This is a genomic window from Micromonospora sp. NPDC007230 (assembly GCF_042869115.1).
Classification (GTDB): Bacteria; Actinomycetota; Actinomycetes; order Mycobacteriales; family Micromonosporaceae; genus Micromonospora.
This window is the reverse complement of the sequence record NZ_JBIAFE010000001.1, coordinates 508,958-527,897: the sequence shown is the minus strand read 5'-3', so window position 1 is coordinate 527,897 and position 18,940 is coordinate 508,958. Positions and strand designations below refer to the sequence as shown.

Sequence of the window (18,940 nt, the reverse complement as noted above, 5' to 3'; positions counted from 1 at the left end):
GTCATGAGCGCACCGCTGCGCCCGCGTCCGGCCGCCCCGCGCGGGCTCGCCGTACCGCCGGGTGGCGCCCCCGCCGGCGCCCCGCTCGTCTTTCCGCGTGCCCTCACCGTCGGCGTGCTCGGCGCCGGCCGGGTCGGCGCCGTGCTCGGCGCGGCCCTCGCCGCCGCCGGCCACCGGGTGGCCGCCGCCTCCGGCGCCTCCGGGGCCGCGAAGGCGCGGCTGGCGCTGCTGCTGCCGCAGACCCCGAACCGGTCCGTGACCGCGGTCGCCCGCGCCGCCACGGACCTGCTGATCGTGGCGGTCCCCGACGACGCCCTGGCCGGCGTGATCGCCGGCCTGGCCGAGGCCGGCGCACTGCGCCCCGGCCAGGTGGTCGCGCACACGTCCGGCGCGCACGGGCTGGCCGTCCTCGCCCCGGCCGCCGCGGTCGGTGCCCGGCCGCTCGCGCTGCACCCGGCGATGACCTTCACCGGTACGCCGGACGACCTGACCCGCCTGCCCGGCATCTCGTACGGGGTGACCGCCCCGCCGGAGCTGCGTCCGCTCGCCGCCCGGCTGGTCGCCGACCTGGGTGGGGTGCCGGAGTGGGTGGCGGAGGCCGACCGCCCGCTCTACCACGCGGCGCTGGCGCATGGCGCCAACCACCTGGTGACCCTGGTCAACGAGGCGGCCGACCGGCTGCGCGACGCCGGGGTGGACCGGCCGGAGAAGGTGCTCGCCCCGCTGCTGCGAGCAGCCCTGGAGAACGCCCTGCGGCTCGGCGACGACGCGCTCACCGGCCCGGTCTCCCGGGGCGATGCCGGCACCGTACGCCGGCACCTGGAGCGGCTGGCGGCGACCGCGCCGGAATCCGTGGCCCCCTATCTGGCGTTGGCCCGGCGGACGGCAGACCGCGCCATCGCAGCCGGCCGGCTGCGCCCGACGGACGCGGAGTCGCTGCTGGACGTGCTGACCGGGATCTACGGGAAGGTGGCTGCGTGAGCGCGAGGAGTGAGCCGATCTTGCGAGCCCCGCAGTCGCGAACTGAGGTGACGCTGTGACCGAGCTGGTGCACACGCGCAAGGAACTGGCGGCGGCGCGGGACAGGCTGACCGGCACGGTCGGCGTGGTGATGACCATGGGCGCGCTGCACTCCGGGCACGAGACGCTGCTCCGGGCCGCCCGCGAGCAGGCCGACCACGTGCTCGTCACGATCTTCGTGAACCCGCTCCAGTTCGGCCCGAACGAGGACTTCGACCGCTATCCGCGCACCCTCGACGCCGACCTGGAGATCTGCCGGCGGGCCGGCGCGGACGTGGTCTTCGCCCCGGCGGTGGCCGACATGTATCCGAACGGCCAGCCGACGGTCCGGCCGAGCCCGGGCCCGCTCGGCGAGGACCTGGAGGGGCTGAGCCGCCCGGGCTTCTTCCACGGCGTGCTCACCGTGGTGCTGAAGCTGCTCCAGCTCACCCGGCCCGACCTGGCCTTCTTCGGCGAGAAGGACTACCAGCAGCTCACCCTGGTCCGGCGGATGGTCCGCGACCTGGACGTGCCGACCGAGATCGTCGGCGTGCCGACCGTACGGGAGCCGGACGGCCTGGCCCTGTCCAGCCGCAACCGCTACCTGTCGCCCGAGGAGCGGGCTTCGGCACTGAGCCTGTCGGCCGCGCTGCGGGCCGGCGTCGAGGCCGCCGAGCAGGGCGCGGACGCGGGTGGGGTGCTGGCCGCCGCCCACCGCGCCTTCGACTCCGGTACGCCCGGCGCCCGCCTCGACTATCTGGTGCTCACCGACGCCGACCTGGAGCCGGGGCCGGTAGCCGGTCCGGCGCGGCTGCTGATCGCCGCCTGGGTGGGCACCACCCGTCTGATCGACAACACGGCGATCCGGCTCGCGCCGCGCTCCTGAACCGCACCACCACACCCCGGAAAGGGACCCGATGCTCCGGACCATGCTCAAGTCGAAGATCCACCGGGCCACGGTGACCCAGGCCGACCTGCACTACGTCGGCTCGGTGACTGTGGACGAGGAGCTGCTCGACGCGGCCGACCTGCTCCCCGGCGAGCAGGTGGCGATCGTCGACATCACCAACGGGGCCCGGCTGGAGACGTACGTGATCCCGGGGCGGCGGGGCAGCGGCGTGATCGGCATCAACGGCGCCGCGGCGCACCTGGTGCACCCCGGTGACCTGGTGATCCTCATCTCGTACGGGCAGATGGACGACGCCGAGGCTCGGACGTACCAGCCGCGGGTGGTGCACGTCGACGCCGACAACAAGGTGGTCGACCTGACTGCCGACCCGACCACCGCCGCCGCCGGCACCGCCGGTGACCCGGTGCCCAACCCCCTCGCCGCCGCCCTGAACTGACCCGGGCAGCACGGTCTGTCACCGGAAGGTCATTTCCGGCTACCCTGGGCGGACCGTCGGGTTGACGGTCGTCGCTGGGGGAGGCCGCGATGCGCCGTGCGATGACGATCCTGGTCGCCGCCTTGGTCGCGGGGGCCGCCCTGGCCGGCTGCGCCGGGGCCGGCGGGCTGGACGGGGACCTCACCGACGACTGGGCCGCGCTGCCGGCGGCCGGGGCGTTCACCCCGGCGGCCGGGGTCTGCCAGGTCGCCGACTTCACCGCCACGGTCAGCCTGGCCGGCTACGACCCGGTGGGCTGCGACCTGCCGCACCGGGTGGAGACGGTGCACGTGGGCGCCTTCCCGGCCGACCGCACCGCCCCGCCGGCCCCCGCCTCGCCCGAACTGCGTACGGCGTTCGCCGACTGCGACGCCCGGGCCAGCGGGTACGTCGGCGACAACTGGCGGGCCGGGCGGCTGCGGCTGGCGGTGGCCCTGCCCACCGGGCCCGGCTGGGCGGCCGGCTCCCGGTGGTACCGCTGCGACCTGACCGAGCTGACCACGGTCGAGGCGGCGGCGCAGGTGGTGACCCGGACGGGCAGCCTGCGGGACGCGCTGAAGGGGCCGTCCGCGCTGCGGCTGGGCTGCCAGCGCACCGGCAGCGACGCCCGGCGGGTGCAGACGCTGTCCCCGGTGGACTGCGGCACCGTGCACGACGCCGAGTTCGTCGGGGTGTGGCCGGCGCCGGACCGCCCGTACCCGACGAGGGACGCCGACTGGGTCCCGCTCTACGCCGGCTGCAACAGCGTCCTCGCCCGGTACGTCGGCGTGCCCGACGATGCGGCCCTGCGCTTCCGCAGCGGTGTGGTGGTACGCCCGCCCGGCGCCGGCCGGTGGGCCGTCGGTGACCGGGGTGTCCGCTGCTACCTGTGGCTCAGCGACCGGACGGTCACCGCCTCCCTGAAGGGTGCCGGGCCGGCCGGCCTGCCGGTGCGGACGAGGTAGCCGAAACCACTCGTCCCGCCCCCGCCGCCCGGGGCGAGGGACGTTCGGGTTGACTGTGCTCATGGACCTTCCGACCGTCGACCTGCCGGCCCTGCCCAGGCTGCTGGCCGCGCCCGCACCCGGCTGGGTGGAGACCACGGACGTGATCGTGGTGGGCTCCGGGGTCGCCGGGCTGACCGCCGCGCTGCACCTGCGCGAGGCGGGGCTGCACGTCACGGTGGTCACCAAGGTCAACATGGACGAGGGCTCGACCCGCTGGGCGCAGGGCGGCATCGCCGCCGTGCTCGACCCGGCCGACACCCCGGCCGCGCACGCGTACGACACCGAGGTGGCCGGGGTCGGCCTGTGCGACCCGGCGGCGGTCCGGGTGCTGGTGGAGGAGGGCCCGACCCGGCTGCGCGAGCTGATGCGGATCGGGGCCGAGTTCGACCGGAACCCGGACGGTTCGCTGATGCTCACCCGCGAGGGCGGCCACCGGGCGGACCGGATCGTGCACGCCGGCGGCGACGCCACCGGGGCCGAGGTGCAGCGGGCGCTGCACGCGGCGGTCCACCGCGATCCGTGGATCCGGCTGGTCGAGCACGCCCTCGTGCTGGACCTGCTGCGCGCCCCCGGGGACGGTCCGGACGGGCTCGGCCCGGCCTGTGGGATCACCCTGCACGTGCTGGGCGAGGGCAGTGAGGACGGCGTCGGGGCGCTCCTGGCCCGGGCGGTGGTGCTGGCCACCGGCGGCATGGGCCAGATCTTCGCGGCCACCACCAACCCGGCGGTCTCCACCGGCGACGGCGTGGCGCTCGCCATGCGGGCCGGCGCGGCGGTCACCGACGTGGAGTTCGTCCAGTTCCACCCGACCGCGCTGATCGTGCCGGCCGGCGCGCCCGGCGCCGCCCGGGCCCAGCAGCCGCTGGTCTCCGAGGCGCTGCGCGGCGAGGGCGCCCACCTGGTCGACGGCGACGGCAAGCGGTTCATGGTCGGCCAGCACGAGCTGGCCGAGCTGGCCCCGCGGGACGTCGTCGCCAAGGGCATCCACCGGGTGCTGCTGGCCACCGGCGCGGACCACGTCTTCCTGGACGCCCGGCACCTCGGCGGGGACTTCCTGGCCCGGCGCTTCCCGACCATCGTGGCGTCCTGCCTGGCGATCGGGGTGGATCCGGCGACCGACCTGATCCCGGTCGCCCCGGCCGCCCACTACGCCTCCGGCGGCGTCCGTACCGACCTGCACGGCCGCACCTCGATCCCCGGCCTGTACGCCTGCGGCGAGGTGGCCTGCACCGGGGTGCACGGTGCCAACCGGCTGGCCAGCAACTCGCTGCTGGAGGGGCTGGTCTTCTCCCGCCGGATCGCCGAGGACGTCGCCGCCGGGCTGCCCGAGCAGGCGAAGCCGGCCGAGACCGGCGCCTGGGTGGGTGGCCAGGGCTGGGTGGTGCCGGCCGCGACCACCGCCACCCTGCAGCGGGCGATGACCCGGGGGGCGGGCGTGCTCCGCTCGGCGCGGAGTCTGGCCGCGACGGCCGGCACGCTCACCGAGCTGGGTCAGGGCCGGGGGGTTCCGCGTACCGCCGACTGGGAGGCGACGAACCTGATCACCGTGGCGTCGGCGCTGGTCGCCGCCGCGTACACCCGTCGGGAGACCCGGGGCTGCCACTGGCGGGAGGACTTCCCAACGGCCGACGACCGGTGGCTGGGCCATCTCGTCGCCGGGGTCGGGACCGAGGGACGGTTGACCGAGCGCTGGGAGGAACGGTGAGGGAGTCGACGGAGGGGGCCCTGCGGGCCGGTGGCCTGGACCCGGAGCGGGTACGGCGGGTGATCGTCGATGCGCTCGCCGAGGACCTGGGTCCCGACTTCCTCGACGTCACCAGCGTCGCCACCATCCCGGCCGCCCAGCACGGCACCGGTGACCTGGTCGCCCGGGCCGACGGCGTGGTGGCCGGGCTGGCCGTGGCCGCGGCCGTGTTCGAGCTGGTGGGCGAGGTGACCGGCGCCGGCCGTACGGTGGAGGTGTCGCTGGTGGCGCAGGACGGGCAGCGGGTGGCCCGCGGCGACGTGCTGGCCACGGTGGCCGGCCCGACCCGGCTGCTGCTCACCGCCGAGCGGACGGCGCTCAACCTGCTGTGCCGGATGTCCGGGGTGGCCACCCACACCCGGGCCTGGGCCGACGCCCTGGCCGGCAGCAAGGCGATGGTGCTCGACACCCGCAAGACCACCCCCGGCCTGCGCGCCTTGGAGAAGTACGCGGTCCGCGCCGGCGGCGGCACCAACAAGCGGATGGGCCTGCACGACGTCGCCATGATCAAGGACAACCACAAGGTCGCCGCGGGCGGGATCGCCGCCGCCTACCGCCGGGTCCGGGAGGCGTTCCCGGACGTGCCGGTGCAGGTGGAGGTGGACACCCTGGCCGAGGCGGTGGAGGCGGTCGAGGCGGGCGCCGACTTCCTGCTGCTGGACAACATGACCCCGGCGCAGCTGCGCGAGGTGGTCGCGGCGGTGGGCGACCGGGCCGAACTGGAGGCGACCGGTGGGCTGACCCTGCCGGTGGCGGCCGAGTACGGCGCGACCGGGGTGGACTTCCTCTCGGTGGGCGCGCTGACCCACTCCTCGCCGATCCTGGACATCGCCCTGGATTTGCGCACGGAATGAGCTGTGCTGGGCTTCGTTCGCGACTGCGGGGCTCGCAATCCCGGCTCACTCCTCGCGCTCACCCCCGGCGCGAGCGCCGTCTAGGCTGCCAGCGTGCTGCTCTGCATCGACATCGGAAACACCAACACCGTGCTGGCGACCTTCGACGGCGACAAGCTGGTGCACTCCTGGCGGATCAAGACCGACGCCCGCTCCACGGCCGACGAGCTGGGTCTGATGTTCCGGGGACTGCTGGCCGGTGACGCCGTGGAGATCACCGGGGTGGCCGCCTGCTCCACGGTGCCGGCCGCGCTGCGCTCGCTGCGCACCATGCTGGCCCGCTACTACGCGGACCTGCCGAGCGTGATCGTCGAGCCCGGGGTACGCACCGGGGTGCAGCTCGCCATCGACAACCCCAAGGAGGTCGGCGCGGACCGGGTGGTCAACACCCTGGCCGCGTACACCCTCTACGGCGGGCCGTCGATCGTGGTGGACTTCGGCACGACCACCAACTTCGACGTGATCAGCGGCCGGGGTGAGTTCCTCGGCGGCGCCTTCGCGCCGGGCATCGAGATCTCCTTCGACGCGCTGGCCGCCCGCGCCGCCCAGCTGCGCAAGGTGGAGGCCACCATGCCCCGGTCGGTGATCGGCAAGAACACCGTCGAGTGCCTCCAGGCCGGCCTCTACTTCGGCTTCGCCGGCCAGGTGGACCGGATCGTCGAGCGGATGACCGAGGAGCTGGGCGAGGTGAAGGCGGTGATCGCCACGGGTGGCCTGGCCGCCCTGGTGCTCAACGAGTGCCGCACGATCACCCACCACGAGCCGATGATCACGCTCATCGGTCTGCGGATGGTTTATGAGCGGAACCTCTGAGCCTGGGGGTGGGGTTTCCGGGCAGCCCGGCCGGCTCCGGGCGGTCACGCTTGATCCCTCCGCCGGCCGGGCTGCCCGGAAACCCTTCGTGGTTCAGCGCCGTCGGGCTCTGAAGACGAAGGTCTGGTAGGGCAGCTCGACGGTCTCCCGGCCGGCCAGGTCGGGGTGGGTGGCGAAGAGTTCCCCCAACTCCCGGTCGACGCGCTCCTGCTCGTCCGGCGAGGCGGTGAGCCAGTACGAGCGGGTGTGCAGCATGCCCACCACCTCGTCGGGCGTGAGTGTGGTGGTGTGGGCGAACTCGCCCAGTTCGACCGGCTCGAAGGCGGGGCCGAAGTCGCCGTACTTCTCGGTCACGTCGCCGGCGGTGTCGCCGAGGTGCGCGATCCGGGTCAGTTCCGCCACCCAGGTAACCCGCTCGTCGCGGACGTTCCAGATCGGGGCGAAGGTGCCGCCGGACCGCAGCACCCGGGCGATCTCGGCGTGCGCGGGCTCCTTGTCGAACCAGTGGTAGGCCTGGCCGACCAGGACGGCGTCCGCCGACCCGTCCGGCAGCGGCATCGCCTCGGCGCTGCCCGCCAGCGCCGTCGTGCCCGGGCTGGCGACCGCCAGTTGCGCCCGCATTCCCGGATCCGGTTCCACCGGTACGACCTCGTGCCCGAGCGCGAGCACGCCGCGGCTGAGGATGCCGGTGCCCGCGCCCAGGTCCACCACCTTGGCCGGCACGGCGAGCCCGTCGAGTGCCCAGCGCAGGGCTGCCTCGGGATAGCGGGGGCGGAACCGGTCGTACTCGGCGGCGGCCGTGCCGAAGGAGAGCGCCTGAGTGGGGTCCGTCATGAGCGGCAGGTTATCCCGTAACGGCCAGCAGGCCGCTTGAGTACGCTCATGGGCTGACCCGCCGATTTTTCGCCAAGGCTTGAGGAAGCGTGCCGTGACCGAGCAGAACGCCGTGCCAGTCGACCCCGCCGACGACCTTCCGGAGCAGATGAAGGTCCGCCGGGAGAAGCGGGACCGGATGCTCGCCGAGGGCGTCGAGCCGTACCCGGTCGGATACCCCCGGACCAGCACGCTGGCCCGGATCCGGGCGCAGTACGCCGATTTGCCCACCGACACCGCCACCGGCGACCGGGTCTCGGTCACCGGCCGGGTGATCTTCGTACGCAACACCGGCAAGCTCTGCTTCGCCACGCTGCGGGACGGTGACGGCACCGAACTGCAGGCGATGCTCTCACTGGACCGGGTCGGCCCGGAGCGGCTGGAGGACTGGAAGCGCCTGGTCGATCTCGGCGACCACGTCGGGGTCACCGGTGAGGTGATCACCAGCCGGCGCGGCGAGCTGTCGGTGCTGGTCGAGGAGTGGGCGGTCACCGCCAAGGCGCTCCGCCCCCTGCCGGTGGCGCACAAGCCGCTGAGCGAGGAGGCCCGGGTCCGCCAGCGCTACGTGGACCTGGTCGTCCGGCCGCAGGCGCGGCAGATGGTACGCACCCGCGCCGCCGCCGTGCGCAGCCTCCGCGACACCCTGCACGCGCAGGACTTTGTCGAGGTGGAGACCCCGATGCTCCAGTTGCTGCACGGTGGCGCGGCGGCCCGCCCATTCGTGACCCACAGCAATGCGCTCAGCACCGATCTGTATCTGCGAATCGCGCCGGAACTGTTTCTCAAGCGTGCCGTGGTCGGCGGTGTGGACCGGGTCTTCGAGATCAACCGCAACTTCCGTAATGAGGGCATCGACTCCTCGCACTCGCCCGAGTTCGCGATGCTCGAGGCCTACCAGGCGTACGGCGACTACAACACGATGGCCGAGCTGACCCGTAATCTCGTGCAGCAGGCCGCGATCGCGGTGGGTGGCTCGACGGTGGTGACCCACGGCGACGGTCGCGAGTTCGATCTCGGCGGCGAGTGGCGGTCGGTGACGCTGTTCGGTGTTCTTTCCGAAGCGCTCGGTGAGGAGGTCACCGTGCGCACGGAAAGGTCCCGCCTGGTCGAGTACGCGGACAAGGTCGGGCTCGGCGTCGACCCCAAGTGGGGTCCGGGCAAGCTGGCCGAGGAGCTGTTCGAGGAACTGGTCGTCCCGTCGCTGCAGGCGCCCACCTTTGTGCTCGACTACCCGGAGGAGACCAGCCCGCTGACCCGGGCGCACCGCACGGAGCCGGGCCTGGCCGAGAAGTGGGACCTCTACGTGCTCGGCTTCGAGCTGGGTACCGCGTATTCCGAGCTGGTCGACCCGGTGGTGCAGCGGGAGCGGCTGGTGGCCCAGGCGCAGCTCGCCGCCCGCGGCGACGACGAGGCCATGCGACTGGACGAGGACTTTCTCCGGGCGATGGAGTACGGAATGCCGCCGGCCGGCGGTATGGGAATGGGAATCGACCGGCTCTTGATGGCGCTGACCGGCCTGGGAATTCGGGAAACCATCCTGTTCCCGTTGGTCCGCCCCGAGTAGCCGCGAAGCACCACCGGGTCGTTACCGGGTCCTATTGACGCGGCAAGTGTCGGGCGGGTTATCGTGCTCGGTGTAATAACAGGAGCACCACCCTGCTCGAAAGGAATGTGGGGCTGTGGCCAAGCAGATCATTCACAAGCTGGTCGATGACCTGGACGGCGGGGACGCTGACGAGACCGTCAAGTTCGCGCTCGACGGCGTGCAGTACGAGATCGACCTGTCGGCTCCCAATGCCGAGAAATTGCGCGACGTATTCGCTCAGTACATCGCCCACGGCACCAAGGTCGGGCGCGGCGGGGTGGTCGTCGGTGGCCGGGCCGCGCGTGGCCGGGGCGGCGCGACCGCCGACCGCGAGCAGAACAAGGCCATCCGGGCCTGGGCCAAGAAGGCCGGCAAGGACATCTCGGACCGGGGCCGCATCCCGCAGGAGATCGTCGACGAGTACCACGCGAAGGCGGGCCACTGAGCCGACGAGCCCTACCAGGCGACTACGACGCCGGACCGGAGTGCCACTCCGGGCCGGCGTCGCCGTTTCCGCCCCGCCGCGCCGTCTGTCCGGTCCGTCCCGGGGCCGTCGGGAGCGGCGGTCGAGTGCCGGGAAACCTGGGCCGGGACCGGGAAGAAAACCGTCGTGGGGCAAGTTGTCCACAGGCAGTGGAGAACTTGTCCACAGGTTGTGGATGACCGGCGGCCGGCACCGACGCCGCCCGCCCCGGCCCGGAGACGTCCGGGGAGCCCCCGACCGGGCTTTTCCACCCACGGTCGAATTTCGCTCTGCGCGTACAGGCAGGGGTACCGGAACACCTCCTGAGCGTGGACGGTTGTCAGAAACGACGCGTGAACGGCCATTTGCGGGGTCGCACGACCTCAGCGGAGTCGGTCCGCGGCGATAGAGTAAGGAGGCACGGACGCCCGTCCCGGACGTCCGCGCACCGGCCCCGCCAAGATCTAGACCATCAAGGCGCACGGCACGTGAGGAGCACGAGGGCATGTTCGAGCGGTTCACCGACCGAGCGCGACGGGTTGTCGTCCTGGCCCAGGAAGAGGCCCGGATGCTCAACCACAACTACATCGGTACGGAGCACATCCTGCTGGGCCTGATCCACGAGGGTGAGGGTGTCGCGGCAAAGGCCCTGGAGAGCCTCGGCATCTCCCTCGAGGGCGTCCGCCAGCAGGTCGAGGAGATCATCGGCCAGGGCCAGCAGGCGCCGAGCGGGCACATCCCGTTCACGCCGCGGGCCAAGAAGGTGCTGGAGCTGTCGCTGCGCGAGGCGCTGCAGCTCGGCCACAACTACATCGGCACGGAGCACATCCTGCTCGGCCTGATCCGCGAGGGTGAGGGCGTCGCCGCCCAGGTGCTGGTCAAGCTCGGCGCGGACCTCAACCGGGTCCGCCAGCAGGTGATCCAGCTGCTCTCCGGCTACCAGGGCAAGGAGCCGGCCGCGGCGGGTGCCGCGCCGGGTGAGGCCGCGCCGTCGACCAGCCTCGTGCTGGACCAGTTCGGCCGCAACCTGACCCAGGCCGCCCGCGAGGGCAAGCTCGACCCGGTCATCGGGCGCGAGAAGGAAATCGAGCGGGTCATGCAGGTGCTCTCCCGCCGTACCAAGAACAACCCGGTCCTGATCGGTGAGCCCGGCGTGGGCAAGACCGCCGTGGTGGAGGGGCTGTCCCAGAAGATCATCAAGGGCGAGGTGCCCGAGACGCTGAAGGACAAGCAGCTCTACACGCTGGACCTCGGTGCCCTGGTGGCCGGCTCGCGCTACCGCGGTGACTTCGAGGAGCGCCTGAAGAAGGTGCTCAAGGAGATCCGCACCCGCGGCGACATCATCCTGTTCATCGACGAGATCCACACCCTGGTGGGTGCGGGTGCCGCCGAGGGCGCGATCGACGCCGCCAGCATCCTCAAGCCGATGCTGGCCCGTGGCGAGCTGCAGACCATCGGCGCCACCACCCTCGACGAATACCGCAAGCACCTGGAGAAGGACGCCGCTCTCGAGCGCCGCTTCCAGCCGATCCAGGTGGGTGAGCCCTCGCTGGCGCACACCATCGAGATCCTCAAGGGCCTGCGGGACCGTTACGAGGCGCACCACCGGGTGAGCATCACCGACGCCGCCCTGGTGGCCGCCGCCACCCTGGCCGACCGGTACATCTCCGACCGCTTCCTGCCGGACAAGGCGATCGACCTGATCGACGAGGCCGGTGCCCGGATGCGCATCCGCCGGATGACCGCGCCGCCAGACCTGCGTGACTTCGACGAGCGCATCGCCCAGGTGCGCCGCGACAAGGAGTCCGCGATCGACGCGCAGGACTTCGAGCGGGCCGCTCAGCTCCGCGACAAGGAGAAGCAGCTGCTCGGCCAGAAGGCCCAGCGGGAGAAGGAGTGGAAGGCCGGTGACCTGGACGTCGTCAGCGAGGTCGACGACGAGCAGATCGCCGAGGTGCTCGGCAACTGGACCGGCATCCCGGTCTACAAGCTGACCGAGGAGGAGACCTCGCGCCTGCTGCGCATGGAGGACGAGCTGCACAAGCGCGTCATCGGCCAGGAGGACGCGGTCAAGGCGGTCTCGAAGGCGATCCGGCGTACCCGGGCCGGCCTGAAGGACCCGAAGCGCCCGTCCGGCTCGTTCATCTTCGCCGGCCCGTCCGGTGTGGGTAAGACCGAGCTCTCCAAGGCGCTCGCCGAGTTCCTGTTCGGCAGCGAGGACGCCCTCATCCAGCTGGACATGTCCGAGTTCCACGACCGGTACACGGTGTCCCGGCTGGTGGGTGCCCCTCCCGGCTACGTCGGCTACGACGAGGGCGGGCAGCTGACCGAGAAGGTGCGTCGTCGGCCGTTCTCGGTGGTCCTGTTCGACGAGATCGAGAAGGCCCACCCGGACGTGTTCAACACGCTCCTCCAGATCCTGGAGGACGGGCGGCTCACCGACGGCCAGGGTCGGATCGTGGACTTCAAGAACACGGTCATCATCCTGACCACCAACCTCGGTACGCGGGACGTCGCCAAGGCGGTCTCGCTGGGCTTCCAGGCCTCTGAGGACTCCGAGTCGAACTACGACCGGATGAAGCAGAAGGTCAACGACGAGCTCAAGCAGCACTTCCGGCCCGAGTTCCTGAACCGGATCGACGACACCATCGTCTTCCACCAGCTGCGGGAGAACGAGATCCTCTCGATCGTGGACATCATGATCCAGCGGATCGAGACCCAGCTGAAGAACAAGGACATGGGCCTGGAGCTGACCGACAACGCCAAGAAGTACCTGGCGAAGAAGGGCTTCGACCCGGTGCTGGGCGCGCGGCCGCTGCGTCGTACGATCCAGCGCGACATCGAGGACAACCTCTCCGAGCGGATCCTCTTCAACGAGCTGACCCCGGGTCAGATCGTGGTGGTGGACTGCGAGGGCGACCCGAGCAACATCGACAAGTCCAAGCTCGTCTTCCGGGGCGCCGACCGGCCGGTGGCCGTGCCGGACGCCGTCCCGGCGGACCTCGGTGGCGCCGCCACCGCGGGCGCGGACGAGTAAGGCACATCGGGCAGGGCGACGGCCCCGGTCGGCGAAAGCCACCGGGGCCGTCGCCTTTTCGTTCCCCGCCCTGCCCCGCCGCACCGTCTCGCCGGACCGCCTTGCCGGCTCGGCGCAAACCGGCCGCCTCGCCGTCGCGCTTGATCGACGCGAGGTCGGCGATGTGGTGTGTCCGCGGCGGCGCAATGCCGCCAGGTCGGCGATTCGGTGCCCTTGCGGCGGCGTGATGCCGCCAGGTCGGCGACCCGGCGGCCGGCGGCGGCGTGATGCCGCCAGGTCGGCGATTCGGTGCCCTCGCGGTGGCGTGATGCCGCCAGGTCGGCGACCGGGTGTCGCCACGGCCCGGGGTGGGATCAGGGGCGGGGGAGGGGGATCGGGGGGCCGTCGCCGAGTAGGCGGAAGGACTCCTCGCCGACGGGTTCGACCAGCCCGTCGGTGACCAGCCCGGCCAGGGCCCGGGCCCGCTGCACGTCGTCGTGCCACACCTGGTCCAGCCGTTGGTGCGGCACCGGGCCGGTCGCCTCGCGGAGCACCGCGAGCAGCAGGCCGCGTACCTGGCGGTCGGTGCCGGCGTAGCGCTGGGGGCGGCGGGTCGGGCCGGCCGGGGCCTCCTGCCCGGACGCCCGCCAGGCGCAGACGGACTCGACCGGGCAGATCGCGCAGCGGGGTGCGCGGGCGGTGCAGATCATGGCGCCGAGTTCCATGAACGCCGCGCTGGCCAGGGCCGCCGCGGCGGGCTCCGCCGGCAGCAGTTCCTCGGTGGCCACCAGGTCGGCGGGGCGGGTGGCCGGTCCGGCGTCCGGCTCCCCGGCGACCGCCCGGCAGACCACCCGGCGCACGTTGGTGTCGACCACCGGGTGCCGCTGCCCGTACGCGAACGCCGCCACCGCCCGGGCCGTGTAGGTCCCGACGCCTGGCAGGGCCAGCAACTGGTCCAGCCGGTCCGGCACCGCACCGCCGTGCCGCTCCACGATCGCCACCGCGCAGTCCCGCAGCCGGACGGCTCGGCGGGGGTAGCCGAGCCGGCCCCACATCCGGATCGCCTCGGCCGGGGTGTCCTCGGCGAGCGCGGCCGGGACGGGCCAGCGGGCCAGCCACGCCTCCCAAGCGGGCAGCACCCGGACCACCGGTGTCTGCTGGAGCATGACCTCGCTGACCAGGATGGCCCAGGCGCCGACGCCCGGCTTGCGCCACGGCAGGTCGCGGGCGTTCCGCTCGTACCACCGGCTGACCAGGGTGGCGAAGGTGGGCTCAGACATCGCGCCGCCGATCATGTCACGGACGGCTTTCCCGCAGGATGGGCGGGCGGGCCGGGCCCACGCGGCCGACCAGGGCCGACGGGGCAGAATGTCCGGATGAACGAGCTCGCGATCACCGTCATCGGCCGGGACCGGCCGGGCATCGTGGCCGACGTCGCCGAGGCACTCGCGCGGCTCGGCGCGAACCTCACCGACTCCACGATGACCCGGCTGCGCGGACACTTCGCGATGACCCTGATCTGCGTGGGCCCGGCCGCCGCCGAGGTCGAGGCCGCGCTGGCCCCGCTCGCCGCGGACGGCCAACTGCTGGCCACCGTACGCGCGGTCACCCCCGACGGGCGGACCGCGCCGGCCGGTGAGCCGTACGTGATGGCGGTGCACGGCGCGGACCGGATGGGCATCGTCGCGGCGATGACCCGGGTGCTGGCCGACGCGGGCGGCAACGTCACCGACCTGAGCACCCGGCTGACCGGGTCCCTCTACGTGGTGGTCGCCGAGGTGGAACTGCCGCCGGGCAGCTCCGACGAGGTGGCCGGCAGGCTGGCCCGTACCGCTGCCGAGCTGGGCGTGGGCGTCAGCCTCCGGCCGGCGGACCCGGACCTGCTGTGACCGCCGAGTACGTCGGCCTGGGTGGCTGGACCCCCGAGGCGCTCGGCGTGCCGGGCGAGGTGCGTCCGGTGGTCGCCGCGCCCGACCCGGTGCTCAGCCGTCCCGGGCCGGAGGTCGACCCGACCTCAACCGAGGTGATCCGCCTCGCCGCCGATCTGGTCGCCACCATGCGGGTGTCGCCGGGCTGTGTCGGCCTCGCCGCGCCGCAGGTCGGGGTGGGCGCGCAGGTGTTCGCGGTGGACGTCACCGGCCACCCGAAGGCGGTCACGGTGCACGGCACCTTCGTGCTCTGCAACGCCAAGGTGGTGGAGGCGAGCCGCTGGAAGGCCGGCCGGGAGGGCTGCATGTCGGTGCCCGACCTGACCGGCGATGTGAAGCGGGCCGGCCGGCTCGTGGTCGAGGGGGTGCTGCCGGGCAGCGGCGCGCCGGTGCGGCTGGTGACGGACGGGTTCGAGGCGAGGGCGCTCCAGCACGAGATCGACCACTGCGCCGGACTGCTCTTTCTCGACCGGGTCGCCGGGGCGCACGCCGTCTACCAGCGCAAGGTCTATCTCTGAGCGGTATTGGTCATGGCGCTGCGCGCCCGCCCGGAGCCGTTCGGTGACGACTTGCCGTCGAGTGTGGAGGGCCGACTCGGCCGGGTTCGCCCGTACCGGCGCGTCGCGCGCCGCGTCGTGCGGTACGCCGCTACGGTGAACGCATCATGCGTCTGACGGTCGGCCCCCTGCCACCCGCCGTGTACTGGCGGCGTCGCGCCGTCGTGCTCGGAGCGGGGCTTCTCTTCCTGATTGTCCTGCTCTATTCCTGCACCGGTACGGAGCGCAACAACACCGGCGCGACGGGTGCCGATCCCTCGGCGAAGGCGTCCGGGCCGGCGCCGCAGCCGACCGGGTCGGTGCTGACGCCGACCTCCGGCAGCCCGTCCCCGACGCCCGGCGACGCCGGCGGCGACTCGAGCGGCAACTCGGGCGGCTCGGACAGCGGGCAGAGCGGCGGCGGGTCCAACGACGTGCCGGCCGCCCCGGTGGTCGACGACGGCACCTGTGCCGACTCCGAGATCCGGGTGACCCCGGTGGCCCTGCCGGCCACCGCCCGGCAGGGCACGGTGGTCACCCTCCGGCTCAAGGTCAAGAACGTGTCGAACCGTACCTGCAGCCGGGACGTGGGCGCCGACCTCCAGGAACTGTTCGTCAAGGTCGGCGCGGAGAAGGTCTGGTCCTCGGACACCTGCGGCACCGGCAAGGGCTCGGACGTGCAGTCGTTCACCCCGAACTTCGAGCGCTCCTACGAGCTGGGCTGGAACGGCCGGTACAGCACGAAGTGCGCGAACGGTCTGGCCGACGGCCCGTACGCGCAGCCCGGCGCGTACCAGGTCTTCGCCCGGGTGGGCACCAAGCTCAGCGAGCCGGTGAAGCTGACCATCTCCGGCTGACCGGACGCCGGCTGACCGGACGCCGGCTGACCGGCGGCCGGGGCGGGCGCGGGCTCAGACGTACCGCTCCAGGATGGACGCTTCGGCGAGCCGGGACAGACCCTCGCGGACCCCCCGGGCGCGGGCGTCGCCCACTCCCTCGACCGCCTGCAGGTCCTCCACGGTGGCGCCGAGCAGCCGTTGGAGGCTGCCGAAGTGCACCACCAGCCGGTCGACCACGGCCGTGGGGAGCCGGGGCACCTTGGCCAGCAGGCGGAAGCCGCGCGGGCTCACCGCCGCGTCGAGGGCGTCGGAGGCGGACGGGTAGCCGATGGCCTTGGCCACCGCCACCAGGTCGATCAGCTCGGTGGCGCTGAGCAGGTCCAGCTCGACCAGCGCCTCGTCGAGGGTGCGGGACTTGCGGCCGACCGGGAGGTAGTCCCGGATGACCAGGGTGCGGTCGGCGTCCACGCCGGCCATCAGCTCGTCGAGCTGGAGGGCGAGCAGCCGGCCGTCGGTGCCCAGCTCCACCACGTATCCGGCGATCTCGTCGGCGATCCGGCGGACCATCTCCAGCCGCTGCACCACGGCCACCGCGTCGCGTACGGTCACCAGATCCTCGATCTCCAGGGCGGAGAGGGTGCCGGAGACCTCGTCCAGGCGGAGCTTGTAGCGCTCCAGGGTGGCCAGGGCCTGGTTGGCGCGGGACAGGATGGCCGCCGAGTCGTCCAGCACGTGCCGCTGGCCGTTGACGTAGAGGCTGATGATCCGCATGGACTGGCTCACCGAGATGACCGGGTAGCCGGTCTGCCGGGCCACCCGCTCGGCCGTGCGGTGCCGGGTGCCGGACTCCTCGGTGGGGATGGACGGGTCGGGCATCAGGTGCACCGCGGCCCGGACGATCCGCGTGCCGTCGCTGGAGAGCACCACGGCGCCGTCCATCTTGCACAGCTCGCGGACCCGGGTGGCGGAGAACTCCACGTCCAGCGGGAAGCCGCCGGTGCAGATCTGCTCGACCACCTTGTCGTAGCCGAGCACGATGAGCGCGCCGGTGCGGCCGCGCAGGATGCGCTCGAGCCCGTCGCGCAGCGCGGTGCCCGGCGCCATCAGGGCGAGGTTGGCGCGCAGCGGATCTCCGCCGGCGCCGACGCCTCCGGTGACGGTCACGTTGATCGGACGGGCGGGGGAGCCCACCGCGCCGGTGCGGGCGTGCGGCGTCGCCGCGGCGGGCTTGGTGGCATCGCGGTCGATCGGCACGGGCACAGTCTACGGACTGCCGTGCGGTGGGTGCTCTCGTGGTTACTGTGATGTGTCACGATGTCCTACTTCGGTGATCAACAACCGGGTGCGCCCGGTGTCCCGAAATCGCCCAGCCGGTCCGCCCCCGCCGTCCCACGCGTCACTCCGCGGACGCGCGGGCGGCCGCCTGAAGTGCCGCGCGGACGTCGGTGACCTCGATCACCCGCATGTTGTCCTGAGTCACCCCGCTGCTGGTCGGACCACAACCCGGCGGCACCAGGGCCAACCGGAAACCGAGCCGGGCCGCCTCGGCCAGCCGGCGGGGGACCGCACCGACCCGGCGCACCTCGCCGGTGAGCCCGACCTCGCCGATCGCCACCAGGTGCGGGGCGATGGCCAGGTTGAGGCCGCCGGACGCGACCGCGAGCGCCACGGCCAGGTCGGCCGCCGGCTCCACCACCCGGATGCCGCCCACGGTGGCGGCGAACACCTCGCGGTCGTGCAGGGTCAGCCGTTCGGTCCGCCGCTGCAGCACCGCCAGCACCATCGCCAGCCGGGCCCCGTCCAGCCCCGAGACCGTACGCCGCGGCGAGCCGGCCACGGTGGCCCCGATCAGCGCCTGCACCTCGGTCACCAGGGCCCGCCGGCCCTCCATCGCCACCGTGACGCAGGTGCCCGGCACCGGCTCGGCGTAGCGGGTCAGGAAGAGCCCGGACGGGTCGGCCAGGCTGCTGATGCCACCCTCGTGCATCTCGAAGCAGCCCACCTCGTCCGCCGCGCCGAACCGGTTCTTCACCCCGCGGACCATCCGCAGCGACGAGTGCTTGTCGCCCTCGAAGTGCAGCACCACGTCGACCAGGTGCTCCAGCACCCGGGGGCCGGCGACCTGACCGTCCTTCGTCACGTGGCCGACCAGCACGGTGGCGATGCCCCGCTCCTTCGCGACCGCCACCAGGGCCGCGGTGACCGCCCGGACCTGGGTCACCCCGCCCGGCACGCCCTCCGTACCGGTGGTCGAGATCGTCTGCACCGAGTCGAGCACCAGCAGCCCCGGCTTGACCGCGTCGAGGTGGCCGAGCACCGCCGACAGGTCGCTCTCAGCGGCCAGATAGAGCTGCTCGTGCAGGGTGCCCATCCGCTCGGCGCGCAGCCGCACCTGGCTGACCGACTCCTCGCCGCTGACCACCAGCGACGGGCTGCCGGCGTTGGCCGCCCACTGCTGGGCGACGTCGAGCAGCAGCGTCGACTTGCCGACCCCCGGCTCGCCGGCGAGCAGCACCACCGCACCGGGCACGAGGCCACCGCCGAGCACCCGGTCGAGCTCGCTGACCCCGGTCGGCCGGGCCCGGGCCGGCGCGGCGCTGATGGTGGCGATCGGGCGGGCCGGCTCGGCGGGCATCCGGGAGCTGACCACCCGGCCGGAGACCAGCGGCCCGGTGACGGTGCACTCGACCACCGAGCCCCACTCGCCGCACTCCGGGCAGCGCCCGACCCACTTGGGTGGCTGGTGGCCGCAGGCGTCGCACTCGTACGCCGGGCGCGGCTCGCGGGCGGCGCCCCGGCTCCGGCCGGTCGCGGCGGTGGTGCGGGGGGACGTCGATCGGGAGGTGCTCACCCCAGGACGCTAACCGGGCGGTACGACGA

The 18,940-nt window shown here is 73.1% G+C and carries 17 protein-coding genes; 13 read left to right on the top strand and 4 right to left on the bottom strand.

The genetic code is table 11. The features are described 5' to 3' along the window. Positions 1-3: 3 nt before the first annotated feature. The 7 genes from ACFYML_RS02600 (at position 4) to ACFYML_RS02570 (ending at position 6,820) form a co-directional block, all read left to right on the top strand. Positions 4-981, top strand: a complete 978-nt coding sequence (locus ACFYML_RS02600) for a Rossmann-like and DUF2520 domain-containing protein (RefSeq protein WP_387418911.1) — start codon at positions 4-6, stop codon at positions 979-981. A gap of 55 nt (positions 982-1,036) precedes the next feature. Further along, positions 1,037-1,885, top strand: coding sequence for a pantoate--beta-alanine ligase (gene panC / locus ACFYML_RS02595; RefSeq protein ID WP_387418910.1), 849 nt, complete (start codon positions 1,037-1,039; stop codon positions 1,883-1,885). Between the two features lie 31 nt (positions 1,886-1,916). After that, complete coding sequence (panD, locus tag ACFYML_RS02590) at positions 1,917-2,345, top strand: aspartate 1-decarboxylase (RefSeq protein WP_357439558.1); 429 nt, start codon at positions 1,917-1,919, stop codon at positions 2,343-2,345. A gap of 89 nt (positions 2,346-2,434) precedes the next feature. After that, a complete protein-coding gene (locus ACFYML_RS02585; RefSeq protein ID WP_387418909.1) occupies positions 2,435-3,328 on the top strand; it encodes a septum formation family protein in 894 nt (297 codons plus the stop codon). 61 nt (positions 3,329-3,389) lie between these two features. After that, positions 3,390-5,075, top strand: coding sequence for an L-aspartate oxidase (locus ACFYML_RS02580; protein ID WP_387418908.1), 1,686 nt, complete (start codon positions 3,390-3,392; stop codon positions 5,073-5,075). Continuing rightward, the gene (gene nadC / locus ACFYML_RS02575; protein ID WP_387418907.1) at positions 5,072-5,968 is read left to right on the top strand and encodes a carboxylating nicotinate-nucleotide diphosphorylase; all 897 of its coding nucleotides are present in this window, start codon (positions 5,072-5,074) and stop codon (positions 5,966-5,968) included. The genes ACFYML_RS02580 and nadC overlap by 4 nt, the downstream gene beginning before the upstream one ends. 93 nt (positions 5,969-6,061) lie before the next feature. Beyond that, positions 6,062-6,820 (top strand): type III pantothenate kinase, encoded by a 759-nt coding sequence (locus tag ACFYML_RS02570; RefSeq protein WP_357439568.1) that lies wholly within the window; start codon positions 6,062-6,064, stop codon positions 6,818-6,820. 93 nt (positions 6,821-6,913) lie between these two features. On the opposite strand, the gene ACFYML_RS02565 is transcribed toward ACFYML_RS02570, so the two are convergent. Next, positions 6,914-7,654, bottom strand: a complete 741-nt coding sequence (locus ACFYML_RS02565; protein ID WP_387418906.1) for a class I SAM-dependent methyltransferase — start codon at positions 7,652-7,654, stop codon at positions 6,914-6,916. Positions 7,655-7,748: 94 nt separating this feature from the next. Between ACFYML_RS02565 and lysS the strand changes: the two genes are divergently transcribed. From lysS to ACFYML_RS02550, 3 genes are all read left to right on the top strand, one after another. Continuing rightward, positions 7,749-9,257 carry a lysine--tRNA ligase gene (lysS, locus tag ACFYML_RS02560; RefSeq protein WP_387418905.1) on the top strand — a complete coding sequence of 503 codons (1,509 nt, stop codon included), beginning with the start codon at positions 7,749-7,751 and terminating at the stop codon, positions 9,255-9,257. A 115-nt stretch (positions 9,258-9,372) separates the two neighbouring features. After that, the gene (locus tag ACFYML_RS02555; RefSeq protein WP_148793152.1) at positions 9,373-9,723 is read left to right on the top strand and encodes an Lsr2 family protein; all 351 of its coding nucleotides are present in this window, start codon (positions 9,373-9,375) and stop codon (positions 9,721-9,723) included. Positions 9,724-10,246: 523 nt separating this feature from the next. Beyond that, positions 10,247-12,778, top strand: coding sequence for an ATP-dependent Clp protease ATP-binding subunit (locus ACFYML_RS02550; RefSeq protein ID WP_073837748.1), 2,532 nt, complete (start codon positions 10,247-10,249; stop codon positions 12,776-12,778). Positions 12,779-13,131: 353 nt separating this feature from the next. Here ACFYML_RS02550 and ACFYML_RS02545 read toward each other — a convergent pair whose 3' ends face one another. Continuing rightward, positions 13,132-14,037: an A/G-specific adenine glycosylase gene (locus tag ACFYML_RS02545; protein ID WP_387418904.1), complete on the bottom strand. Its 906-nt coding sequence runs from the start codon at positions 14,035-14,037 to the stop codon at positions 13,132-13,134. A gap of 96 nt (positions 14,038-14,133) precedes the next feature. On the opposite strand from ACFYML_RS02545, the gene ACFYML_RS02540 reads away from it, so the two are divergent. The 3 genes from ACFYML_RS02540 to ACFYML_RS02530 all read left to right on the top strand — a co-directional run bounded on the left by ACFYML_RS02540 (position 14,134) and on the right by ACFYML_RS02530 (position 16,078). Next, on the top strand, positions 14,134-14,646 hold the full coding sequence (locus ACFYML_RS02540) for an ACT domain-containing protein (RefSeq protein WP_357439579.1): 513 nt from the start codon (positions 14,134-14,136) through the stop codon (positions 14,644-14,646). Next, on the top strand, positions 14,643-15,203 hold the full coding sequence (locus ACFYML_RS02535; protein ID WP_357439581.1) for a peptide deformylase: 561 nt from the start codon (positions 14,643-14,645) through the stop codon (positions 15,201-15,203). The genes ACFYML_RS02540 and ACFYML_RS02535 overlap by 4 nt, the downstream gene beginning before the upstream one ends. 146 nt (positions 15,204-15,349) lie before the next feature. Beyond that, positions 15,350-16,078, top strand: coding sequence for a hypothetical protein (locus ACFYML_RS02530; protein WP_387418903.1), 729 nt, complete (start codon positions 15,350-15,352; stop codon positions 16,076-16,078). Positions 16,079-16,132: 54 nt separating this feature from the next. Here ACFYML_RS02530 and disA read toward each other — a convergent pair whose 3' ends face one another. Continuing rightward, on the bottom strand, positions 16,133-17,314 hold the full coding sequence (gene disA, locus ACFYML_RS02525; RefSeq protein WP_387275299.1) for a DNA integrity scanning diadenylate cyclase DisA: 1,182 nt from the start codon (positions 17,312-17,314) through the stop codon (positions 16,133-16,135). Positions 17,315-17,456: 142 nt separating this feature from the next. Continuing rightward, positions 17,457-18,911 (bottom strand): DNA repair protein RadA, encoded by a 1,455-nt coding sequence (radA, locus tag ACFYML_RS02520; protein ID WP_387275301.1) that lies wholly within the window; start codon positions 18,909-18,911, stop codon positions 17,457-17,459. Between the last annotated feature and the right edge of the window lie 29 nt (positions 18,912-18,940).